Here is a 10,989-nt window from a genome sequence, read left to right as displayed (position 1 = left end):
GGTTACAATCAGCCTTTCGGTTGCGAGCACAGAGGCCAGAGATGCCGCCAGCGCCGTCATCAGGATACCGCGGTCGTCCAAGTCCACATCGGATTCGCCATAGAGCGTCTGCAGCGCGCCGACGGCGGCAGGTGGAGCAGGAGAAATTGCCGCCGTCCTTCGACATGTGCACGTTGACAGAACGATCCGGATGGACCAGCGCGGAGGAGAGATCGCCGTGCTTCACGTTATCGCCGCCGCTGTAGAAATGGCACTGACCGCAGTTCTCCCGCCCCGGCATGCCAACGCTTTGGGTCGCCTTGGCAAAATCGATGGGCACTGCCTTCTTGCCGGTGATGGTCTTGGCGCCTTCCTTGAAGGGCGCGACCGCCGGACGTCCGGCCTGATTGTCGAGCTTGGCGTAGATCGACTTGTCGGCATGGCAGACGAGGCAGTTCACCGCGCTTTCACGCCGTGGCCGCTCGCTCATCTTGTCCCAGCCGTAACCCGCGTGACAACTCGTGCAGCGCGGCTCATTGGAGGCGACATTGCCGCAAAAGGCGTTGATCACGTTCCACTTGCCGAGCTTCTGCCCGGTTTTCGGATGGTCGTATTCCCATTTCCAGTGAATGGAATCCTTCACCTGTTTGGTCGCTTCGGTGTGGCAGCGAAGGCAGGCTTTCGTCACCTCCTCCCCGCTTTCGAACGGCTGTTGCAGGATCTTGAACTGGGTGTGGTCCGCGGTGCTGTCGGAGGATTTGCTGGCGCCATCCTGTGCGGAGGCCATCATCCCGCCGCTAACGATACCGAGGCAAAGCACCAATCCCAACCAGATGACCCAGGCCGACACGGCTCGTGACATCGCCGGCACCATCATCCGGCGCGCTATGAGCAGGTTTCTATCGTTTCCCATGAGTTTTCATATCGTCCTGTCGGCTGGTCGGAGACAGATGCGCGAGCACCGCTTCCTCGCGGTGGCGCAAGTTGCTCTCGTCGGGCTTCGTGAACCGGAATCGCGCAGACGCACGCGGTGAAACGAGCCCAATGGCCGGTTTCGGCAGCGCGCTTTCAGCGGAGCTAGGCGCCGTGCGCGGGTTCCATGAGAGAAACGGGATCGCTTGCGGGGAAGCTCTCCTCAAGAGCTTCGTCGAGCAGATCCTCGACATGCTACCTGGCGGCCTGTGCGCGCGCCTTCGACTGGCGTTCCGGCGCCATCGGCACCAACCATTTCAGTGCAGGCCTGACCGGCACTGGCAGCCCACCGGAACCGCATTCCGTTTTGGTCATCATTTGGCATCCTCCCCGGATTCCTCAAAGCGGCCGAAACTCCTCCAACAAACGCGACGGCCGCATGCTAAAGAACGCTTTCCCCGGGACTCACCCCAACGGCAGACCGCCCTTACACTTTAGGCATCACACTACAAGGACACATTCGACGCATTGAATTTTATCAATACACCGCGGAATGCCGAAACCATAGTCTGGATAACTTCAGGATAAGACCCGGGACGAACCCGCCGGATTACATGCCGACGAGCCGCCGCAGGTTGGGCGTGTCGCAGAGGAATTGGTTCGGCCGGGGTTCGGAAATGAAACCCTTTCGCTTCAGTTCCGCTATGGTGCGGCTGGCGGTTTCCGTCGTCAGCCCTAACAGGGCACCCAGGTCTTCGCAGCTGAACAGCTCGCAGCGCTCATCCTCTTCCTTTTCGGAAAGCCATAGCAAAAGCCGTGCAACGCGGTCTCGTGCCGATCCGGTGGAAAATTCCGTGATCCAACGATCGGCCGTTCCCATCGCCTGATGCCAGCGCGACATCAATTCATTGAAAAGCAGCGGATTTGCATGCGACAGCCGACGTACCACGTCGACCGGCAGGCGGCACACTTCCGTGTCGCGCAATGCGGTTGCGGTATGGGAATATTCATCGTCGATCATCACCTCAAGGCCGAACAGGTCGATCTTGCGCAACAGGCGAACGATACGGGCGGTCCCGTCGAGCAGGTACTGGGTGAGCTTCACCAGACCGCTTCGAATGGTGAAAAGCGTTTCGGCCTTGTCGCCGGAATCGTAGATGCGCCCGCCCGAGTGATAGACGAGCTGATCAATCGGTCGATGGAAGTGGGAGAAATCCTCTTCCTTCAATCCGGCAAACAGAACCGCATCGCGGATCATGCATTGCCGACAATCGGCCACTCCGGTCCAGGCTTCCCCAACATCCACCCGTTTCACCTTACCGTTCCCCTCCGGCACTCCGCCCACAATGGGCACTCCCCGACAGTCAATCCCGCCGAAGAACCTCCCCCGGCGCCCCATGCGATACGATGCGCCCTGCTTCCAGTACGATGATCTCGTCCATCAGCTCCAGACAGGCGCGGCTGTGGGTGATCAGAAGCACGCTGCGCTCGCGCGTCGCCTCCAGCACTCCCTCAAGTACTCTGTCCTCCGTCTCCTGGTCCAGTCCTTCTGTGGGCTCGTCGAGAATGAGGAACGGAGCCTCCTTCAAAAGCGCACGGGCAAGTCCCAGCCGCCGCTCCTCACCGCCGGAGACCTTCGTCCCATGCGCGCCGACGAACGTATCAAAGCCCTGCGGTTGTGCCTCGATGAAGGGAAGAATCCCCGCAACCACACAGGCATGCTCAATCCGCTCTTGCGAAACGCCCTGTTCCCCGAGGCGCAGATTGTCGGAGATGGTGGCTGAAAACAGGTGATCGAACTGCGCCAGAACGGCGACCCGACAACGCCAGATCTCCGGATCGAATGCCTCGACCGGCTTCCCGACAAAGGTTACAAAGCCCTCGCTTGCGGCACGATAACGCAGCGCCAACGCGACAAGGTTCGACTTGCCCGACCCGCTCGGCTCCACGATTGCGACTCGCTTGCCCGGCGAAAGCGTGAAGCTCACATCGCTGACCGCGGCATGATCCGCCCCCGGATAGGTGAAGCCAACACCCTCGAACACGATATCGCCTGCCTCTGGCACCGTCACAGAAACGGCCGGAGCCATCACTGGCGGCTCGCGATCGGCCAACGCAAAGATTCGCCGTGCGGAGGCAAGAAAGCCCGGCAGGGTCTGCATGGCGACAGGCAAAGGTCCAACGGCTTCGAACAGCGCCAGCCCCATCAGCGCCAGCATAACGAGATCCGGCCCGTCGAAGACACCGGCCGCCAGCTTCGACCCGCCGATCGCGATGATCGCGACAAGGGTCAGATTGGTGGCAAGGCCGACGCAAAGCCCGCAAGGCTCGCCACCTTGCTCTCATCGGCGATCAGCGCATCGCTGGTCGAAAGGACGGCGGCGCTGTGGAAATGGGTGGTGTCGTAGATATCGAGTTCCGCGCGTCCCTCCAGATGCTCCACCAGAAGCGCGTTGAGTTCGGCGGAATTCTGCGTCACCCGGCGTGCGGGAGCGGCACTCAGGCGACCGACGAGGAGCAGCAGCGCCACGCCCGCGACAAGCGCCAGAACGGCAATCGCGGCGGCAATGGCAAGATCGTGATAGGCGGCGAAGGCAATACCGACGCACACGACGATGACCGCGGCCACGATGGGCTGGAGAATGCGCAGGAAGGCGAATTCCAACCGGTCGATATCGCCGCGAAGCCGGGTCATGATATCGCCGCTGCGCTCATCCTCCAGACCGGCAGCCGCCAGCGGTTCAAGGCGTGCAAACAGCCAGGGCCGAAGGTTGGCGACGAATTTCAGCGTCGCCTCATGGCCGACGAGCCGCTCCACGTAGCGCCCGCCGGTGCGCACGATCGCAAAGGCACGGATCATGGCTGCGGGCGTGAAATAGTTCATGCTGACGCCCGCAAGACCGGCGGCCGCCATGGCGGTGATGAACCAGTCGGACGTCGCCATCAGCGCCACGTGAGCCAGCATCGCGATGGCCGAAAGCGCAATGGAAAGCGCCATCCAGCCCGCCGGCGGCCGCATCAACGAGAGAAGTCGGCGGAAATCCTTCATGACACCACCTCCGCCTCGACGTCCGCCGGGTCGGCAAGCCGTCCGTCCTTCACGCCGACAACACGGTCGGCCTGATCAAGCGTCGCCTTGCGGTGCGTGACCATCAACGCGGCTCGCCCCGGCAGAAACCGCTTGATCGCAGCCTGCACGCACACCTCGCTTTCACCGTCGAGATGCGCGGTCGGCTCATCCAGCACGATGACCGGCGCATCGCGGTAAAAGGCGCGCGCGAGTGCAAGTCGGTGGGCCTCGCCGCCCGAAAGCCCTGCCCCGCTCTCGCCGATGCGGGCATCGAGCCCATCGGGCAGACGGGAAATCACATCGGCAAGATCGGCTTCGCGAACCGCCGTCTCAAGGCGGGCACGGTCCGGCGCGGCCTCGCCGGGTGCGATATTGGCGGCGATTGTGCCGGAGAAAAGCCGCGAACTTTGGGGCACGTAGCAGATCATGGAGCGCCAATCGGCCATGTCGATCTCGCTGAGCGCCACGCCGTTGACGAGAACTCAGCCGGACGTCGGTTGAACGAAACCGAGCAACAGATTGAGAATCATCGATTTTCCCGCCCCCGAAGGATCGGCAAGCACGACAGCCTCAACGGGTGCGACGGAGAAGGAAATCCCGTCGAGCGCGCGGCGTTCATCGGCGAAGGACAGCGTCACGTCCTCGAAGGCGATCTCGATGTGCTCGCGATCGGGCACGCGCACGTCGCCGCCGGGTTCGGAGAGATGAGGTGCGTCCTCCAATGCGACGATGCCTTCGGTCGCGCCGATTGCCTCCATCCGGGCATGGTAGGCCGTGCTCATGGAGCGCAGCGGCAGATAGAATTCCGGCTTCAGCAGCAGAATGAACAGCCCTCGAAATAGCCGATCTCGCCCCACAGCAGCCGTAAGCCGATCAGCACCGCGACGATGGCGATGGAGACGATGGCGAAGAATTCCATCACCAGCGAGGAGAGAAACGCGATACGCAGCACCGCCATGGTTTCGCGACGATAGGAGGCATCGGCCACATCGGCGACCCGCGTCGTCATGCGCTTGGCCGCGTTGAAAGCCTTGAGCGTCGCCAGCCCCTGCACCGCATCGAGCAGATGGCCCGATATGCGCTGCAGGCGTCCCCATTGGCACTGATTGAGCTTTTCCGCCCCCTTCCCGATCAAGATCATGAAGACTGGGATAAGCGGCGCGGTGACCACGAAGACGATGGCGGACAGCCAGTCGAAGGGCAGCAGCACCACAACGATCGCCAATGGCAACAACCCCGCCATGACGGAGGCCGGAATGTAGCGGGAATAATAGAGCTCGATGGCGCACACACCGTCCGCAATTGCGGTGACGGTCTGGCCGATCGCCTTGTCGGACAGCCTCACGGGGCCGATCCGCTCCACCTGGGAGACGAGATGCGCGCGCAGGGTCTGCATCACGCCCGCGGCCGCGCGGAAGGCGAAACGATCCGTCGCCCATACGGAGCCGGACCTGAGAACGATCACGCCGACCAATGCAAGCACCTCCGGCACGACTTGAGTGAACGCGCGTCCCTCAAAGATCAGCTGATCGAGGATCCGCGCCACCAGAAAACTCTGGGCGATGACGGCCAGTCCGGTCGCCACCGCGGATGTGAGCGTCAGGCGAAGATCGCGTTTCGCGATCTTCTTGAAGCCCTTCAGGTAGGCCCCGAGATGCTTCCGATCAGTATATATCTTAATTATTTTCCAGCCGTCGATCCGGCGCCTCAAACATATTCGGTCTTGTAAAGGATCGTCGGTCCATATCCCTTGTTTCGCGCCCCTGCAAAACGGATGCAAGCGGTCTCCGGCCGGATCGTTGCAATCCGGCCGGAGGTTGAGCTTCAACCCTTGTGATCGGCGCCGTTGCCATTCTTCTGTTCGAATTCATCCTGGAATTCGAACCACATAGCGTTCTACCTCTTCTTGCCCGATCAATAGGCGCTGTAGGTGTTTTCTTCGATATGCTTGGCAGTCACCTTCCCCCACATGCGGTAGTAGCACCAGATCGTGTAAAGCAGCACAATCGGCAGGAAGATCACCACGGCCGAGAACATCACCATCAGGGTCAGATGGCTGGAAGCGGCGTCCCAGACCGTCAAGCTGGAGTTCGGGTTGGTGCTGGACGGCATGACGAAGGAAAACAGCGACAGTCCCGCCGTTCCGAACCAGCAGCGGAGCGACGAGACCGAGCAGCGGAACGATCATCGTAATCGGCATGTTGCCGTAGATATCGAACCAGGCACCGGGCGCCCGCACAACTTCCTTGGCAAGCGGGTTGGGCATGGCATCAAACGCGGGCTGCGACACGATGCGGAAGCCGTCGATGCCGAGATAGATCCAGATGCCGCCGATGAGGAAGAGCACGGTGACGATCGGGACCAGCAGGCCGACGGCCGCCTTGGCACGATCCCTGACCACGCCTTCGGTGCGCAGCAGCTGCAGCCACAGCCCGCCGTGCATCGCCACCATGCAGACACTTAGAATGTCGGCCAGCAGCGCGAACGGGTTGAGCAGCGGCAGCAACGCCCGCAGGAAGGTGGCGTCATAATGCGGCTTCAGAAACGCATCGAGGTGGAAGGGCACGCCCTGCAGCAGGTTGCCGAAGGCCACGCCGAAGATCAGCGCCGGGATGAGACCGCCAGCACCCCCCAGTTCCAGGTATTGCGCCAGCGCGTATCCTCGATCTTAGAACGATAATCGAAGCCGACGGGCCTCAGGAACAATCCGGCCAACACCAAGAACATGGCCAAATAGAAGCCTGATAACGTGGCCGCATAGACGGCGGGCCAGGCGGCGAAGATCGCGCCGCCTGCCGTGATCAGCCACACCTGGTTACCATACCAGTGCGGGGCCACAGCGTTGATGACCACACGACGCTCGGTGTCGATCTTGCCGAGGAACGGCAACAGGATACCGACGCCCATGTCCATGCCATCGGTGATGGTAAAGCCGATCAGAAGAGCACCGATAAGCACCCACCAGATGAGCTTCAGGGTTTCATAGTCGAGCAGCATAGCTCGGTCCTTTCATATATCCGGTTCACTCGGCGGGATTGAGACTGAGCATGTCACCGCCCGTCTCGTGGTGGTAACGGCCCGTATGCAACGAGCTGGGACCAAGCCGCGCGAAGCGGAACATCAGGTACATCTCGATGACCAGCAGCACCGAATAGAAGAGCAGGTATCCGGCGATGGAGACAACGAGGTCGGACACGGTCAGTGCGGAGGCCGCCAGGAAGGTCGGCAACACCTCACCGATGGCCCAGGGCCGACGCTCGAACTCGGCAACAAACCAGCCGAATTCACAGGCGAGCCAAGGAAGCGGGATGCACCACACGAGGACCTTCAGCAACGTCAGGTTCTTCTCGATCTTGCCCTTGGCGAGCTTGTAGAACGAGAGCGCGAACAGTAGCAGCATGAAGAAGCCGAACGCCACCATGATCCGGAAGCTCCAGAACAGGTAGGAGACGTGCGGGATGCTGCCCTTTGCCGCTTGCGGGATCTGCGCGTCGGTGGCATCGGCGGAATCCTCGACATAGGCCTTCAGCAGCAGCCCGTAGCCAAGATCGGCCTTGTGCTCCTCGAAGACGGCCTTCGTCTCGTCGAACGTATCACCGTTACGCAGCGCGTTGAGCTTCTTGTAGGCGATGATGCCCGAACGGATCCGCTCCTCGTGGTTCTCGATGAGATCCTTGATGCCTTCCACCTGCTTGTCGAGCGAGCGGGTGGTGATCAGTCCCATCACCCAGGGAATGGTGATCGCGCCACCAGTCTCCATCTTTTCCTGATTGGGCATGCCGACGACGGTGAAGGCGGCGGGAGCCGGAGTGGTATCCCACTCTGCCTTGATCGCTGCGAGCTTGACCTTCTGCACGTCACCCAGTTCGTAATCGCTTTCGTCGCCGAGAACGATGACCGCCAGCGAGGCAGCCAGACCGAAACCGGCGACAACGGCGAAGGAGCGCTTGGCAAAGGCCAGATCGCGGCATTTCAGGATTTACCAGGCCGAGATGCCGATCACGAACATCGAAGCCGTGACGTAGCCCGCCGCGACCGTATGGATGAACTTGACCTGCGCAACCAGGTTGAACATCACCTCCCAGAAGCTCATCATCTCCATCCGCATGGTTTCGGTGGAGAATTCGGAGCCGACCGGGTTCTGCATCCAGGCGTTCGCAACCAGGATCCACAACGCCGACAGGTTGGTTCCGGCGGCAACCAACACAACAACGGCAAGGTACTGAACCTTGTTCAGTCTATCGCGACCCAACAGCAGCAGGTCGACAAAGATCGATTCCAGGAAGAAGGCCATCAGACCCTCGATCGCAAGCGGAGCGCCGAACACATCTCCCACGTAGTGCGAGTAGTAGGCCCAGTTCGTACCGAACTGGAACTCCATGGTCAGCCCGGTGGTGACACCGAGTGCGAAGTTGATAGCGAAGAGTTTGGTCCAGAACCGTGACATGTCGCGGTAGATTTCCTTGCCGGTTATCACATAGACGGCTTCCATGATGACCAGTATCCAGGTCAGCCCCAGCGTCAACGGTACGAACAGGAAGTGGTACAGTGCCACGGCTGCGAATTGCCATCTCGACAATTCCACGAAGGTGGGATCGATCATAGTGCGGCTCCCTTCTAAGCACGCGACGCCGATCGTAAGCGCGCATGCCGTACGTGCGATCGAGGCAATATACTTACGTTAAGTCACTGATTATTAATTGTTATTATTATAATCAAAATATGATGGGGTCACCATACGCCCTTGTGACGCGGTGTCATTGGGGTTTGTGCGCGTCATAAGGCCGCGCGCCCATATTTCCATTGCAGTGTTCGCAATCGGCATCGGGGTACCGAGAAAACTGACCGTGAACCGGTCCCCCACATCCGCAATTCCGATGGAGCGAAGCCGGAGTGCGAGGATCTCCGGCTGGGGAATCGCCATCCCGAAACAGACCACCACATTCACCGCTCCGACGATATCCGGAGCGTTTTCTCCGTCAGCGAAGGCGCTCGTGTGGGCGTAGTGATCGAACACTCCGATCAGGCGTACGACCGGGTGGGCCTCAGCCTCGCGAACGAAGTGGGCGACCACATCCTCAAGTTGCGAGAAGCGGCAATCCGACTTCTCAACCTCGAGAATGTAGACGGGGAATTTTTCGTGGATGATGACTTGATGCATCGGATGTTGACGGCCGGATCACGTGGGGACGGAAGACACGCCTGCGCCTGTTCCCTCATGCGAACGGCGCGAGGGCCACGTGCTTCTCTCCTAACGGCACAGGCGAAGCGTGTTTTCTGTTCTGGGTCCGAACTGACGTTATGTCATTGCGTATCCCCAATACCCGCAAGGCCCTAATTGCAACATCCCTCCCCGCCGGGCACCGGACACATCAAGTCATTCACAGCGGATGCTCACGTTGCGTTTTCCGTGGCTTGCGATAGGCTAAATCGATTTTAGCGGAAGAGCAGAATCGGCACCTTGCACGAGCGCATCATTTCGCTCGTCGTTGACCCGATCACGAAGGAACGGATGCGCGAGTGGCCGTAGGCGTCCATGACGAGGAGGTGGAATCCCTCCCGTTCGCCCTTTTCGGCGATAACCGCCTCCGGCTGACCGGGACGAATTTCGGCTTACACTTCCAGCCCGCCGCCCTTCAGAATGGCCTTAGCGTCGTCGAGCTTCTTGCGTGCTTCCGGCGGTTCCGACCCGACGGTGAGGACCGCGATCCCTGGAACAGGGGATTGCGCGCCACGTGGTTGACCGCCTTCATGGCCGAGGTACCGCCGTCATAGGCGATGAGCACGCTCTCGATGGGCTTGAAGGCGCGCGCGGCAACCAGCAAAGGACGATGCACGGAGCGCGCGATGCGCTCCAGGTTGGAGCCCAGATGCAGCTTGGCGAAATCGGCAGCCTCGCCGCGCTTGCCGACAGCCAACAGAGCCGCCTCGCCTTCCAGCTCCTTCACCGTCTCCACCACATCGCCGTGCCTGAGAAGCGTGGTGACGTCCTCCACACCGGCAGCCTGCACCACGGCCTTGGCATCGTCGAGAATGGCCCTGCCGCGCTGACGGGCGAGCTTGGCGCGCTTTTCATCAAGCTCACTCAGCTCCTTCAAAAGCGCGGTTCGCACGCCCAGCGCCAGACTGCCGCTGAGATCCGTGCCTTCGGGTGCCTCGTGCCGCCCCAGCACGTGCAGGAGCGTGATCGCGGCACCCGTTCGCGACGCCACCCAGGCCGCGTGCTCGCACACGCTCCTGGAGTAGATCGATCCGTCGACCAGCACGATGATCCTGTCAGTCATGACGTTCTCCACCCCGACTTTTCCGGTTTATTCCTTTTCCGGCCGCCTGCGCCCGAGGCCGCCGGTTTGCGTTTGTCTTGCGCGGGGGTCAGTGGCCCATCAGCTTTTCCATCGCGCCCGGCTTGTCGTGGATCGCAAGCTTGTCGACGATTGTCTCGCTGGCCACGTTAAGCCCCGTATCTCCACCTCCGCGCCTTCGCGACGGAACTTGAGTACGACCATATCCAGCGCGGAAACGGAAGAGATATCCCAGATATGCGCCTGGGTAACATTGATCACCACGCGCTCCAGCACTTCCTTGAAGTCGAAGGCGGCGGTGAAGTTCTCCGCCGAGGCGAAGAAAAGCTGCCCCTTGACGTGATAGATCCGCTCCGTCCCATCCTCGGACAGCGTGGAGGTCACGCGGAAGATCTGGGCGATCTTGGCGGCGAAGAAGATACCGGACAGCAGCACGCCGACCAGAACGCCGATGGCCAGATTGTGGGTCGCGACCACGCAGATGACGGTCGCCAGCATCACCACGGACGAGGAGCGTGGATGCTCCTTCAGGCTCTTGATCTAGGACCAGGAGAACGTGCCGATGGACATCATGATCGCGACGAACGCCGCCATGGGGATCTGGCTCACCCAGTCGCCCAGCACCACGATCATGAACAGCAGGAAGATGCCCGCGCAGAAGGTCGACAGGCGTCCGCGCCCACCCGACTTCACGTTGATCATCGACTGGCCGATCATCGCACAGCC

General features: G+C 61.0%; 9 protein-coding genes and 5 pseudogenes. 1 reads left to right on the top strand and 13 read right to left on the bottom strand.

All coding sequences use genetic code 11. The features are described 5' to 3' along the window. Positions 1 to 808 (bottom strand): annotated as a pseudogene (locus QNJ43_RS26210) (hypothetical protein); the annotation flags it as partial. A 4-nt stretch (positions 809 to 812) separates the two neighbouring features. Between QNJ43_RS26210 and QNJ43_RS26205 the strand changes: the two are divergent. Then, a complete protein-coding gene (locus QNJ43_RS26205; RefSeq protein WP_300474897.1) occupies positions 813 to 1,013 on the top strand; it encodes a hypothetical protein in 201 nt (66 codons plus the stop codon). Positions 1,014 to 1,146: 133 nt separating this feature from the next. Here QNJ43_RS26205 and QNJ43_RS26200 read toward each other — a convergent pair whose 3' ends face one another. The 12 genes and pseudogenes from QNJ43_RS26200 to QNJ43_RS26150 all read right to left on the bottom strand — a co-directional run. Further along, positions 1,147 to 1,269 carry a hypothetical protein gene (locus QNJ43_RS26200; protein ID WP_300474895.1) on the bottom strand — a complete coding sequence of 41 codons (123 nt, stop codon included), beginning with the start codon at positions 1,267 to 1,269 and terminating at the stop codon, positions 1,147 to 1,149. A gap of 232 nt (positions 1,270 to 1,501) precedes the next feature. Further along, positions 1,502 to 2,206: a Crp/Fnr family transcriptional regulator gene (locus QNJ43_RS26195; RefSeq protein WP_300474893.1), complete on the bottom strand. Its 705-nt coding sequence runs from the start codon at positions 2,204 to 2,206 to the stop codon at positions 1,502 to 1,504. A 49-nt stretch (positions 2,207 to 2,255) separates the two neighbouring features. Next, positions 2,256 to 3,110, bottom strand: a complete 855-nt coding sequence (locus tag QNJ43_RS26190; RefSeq protein ID WP_300474890.1) for an ATP-binding cassette domain-containing protein — start codon at positions 3,108 to 3,110, stop codon at positions 2,256 to 2,258. Between the two features lie 71 nt (positions 3,111 to 3,181). Continuing rightward, positions 3,182 to 3,940 carry an ABC transporter transmembrane domain-containing protein gene (locus tag QNJ43_RS26185; RefSeq protein WP_300474887.1) on the bottom strand — a complete coding sequence of 253 codons (759 nt, stop codon included), beginning with the start codon at positions 3,938 to 3,940 and terminating at the stop codon, positions 3,182 to 3,184. Then, a pseudogene (locus QNJ43_RS26180) lies at positions 3,937 to 4,719 on the bottom strand (ATP-binding cassette domain-containing protein). The gene QNJ43_RS26185 and the pseudogene QNJ43_RS26180 overlap by 4 nt, the downstream one beginning before the upstream one ends. A 53-nt stretch (positions 4,720 to 4,772) precedes the next feature. After that, positions 4,773 to 5,672 carry an ABC transporter transmembrane domain-containing protein gene (locus tag QNJ43_RS26175; RefSeq protein ID WP_346433141.1) on the bottom strand — a complete coding sequence of 300 codons (900 nt, stop codon included), beginning with the start codon at positions 5,670 to 5,672 and terminating at the stop codon, positions 4,773 to 4,775. Positions 5,673 to 5,875: 203 nt separating this feature from the next. Beyond that, positions 5,876 to 6,958, bottom strand: a pseudogene (gene cydB, locus QNJ43_RS26170) (cytochrome d ubiquinol oxidase subunit II). A 25-nt stretch (positions 6,959 to 6,983) separates the two neighbouring features. Beyond that, positions 6,984 to 8,564: pseudogene (locus QNJ43_RS26165) on the bottom strand (cytochrome ubiquinol oxidase subunit I). Between the two features lie 93 nt (positions 8,565 to 8,657). After that, positions 8,658 to 9,122, bottom strand: a complete 465-nt coding sequence (locus tag QNJ43_RS26160; protein WP_300474883.1) for a DUF6858 family protein — start codon at positions 9,120 to 9,122, stop codon at positions 8,658 to 8,660. Between the two features lie 275 nt (positions 9,123 to 9,397). Further along, positions 9,398 to 9,541, bottom strand: a complete 144-nt coding sequence (locus QNJ43_RS27805) for a universal stress protein (protein ID WP_346433142.1) — start codon at positions 9,539 to 9,541, stop codon at positions 9,398 to 9,400. A gap of 56 nt (positions 9,542 to 9,597) precedes the next feature. Further along, a complete protein-coding gene (locus QNJ43_RS26155) occupies positions 9,598 to 10,245 on the bottom strand; it encodes a universal stress protein (protein WP_346433140.1) in 648 nt (215 codons plus the stop codon). A gap of 88 nt (positions 10,246 to 10,333) precedes the next feature. Beyond that, positions 10,334 to 10,989 (bottom strand): annotated as a pseudogene (locus tag QNJ43_RS26150) (STAS domain-containing protein); the annotation flags it as partial.

Source organism: Breoghania sp., from assembly GCF_030066895.1.
Taxonomy (GTDB): Bacteria; Pseudomonadota; Alphaproteobacteria; order Rhizobiales; family Stappiaceae; genus Breoghania.
This window is presented reverse-complemented; position numbering and strand designations above follow the sequence as displayed.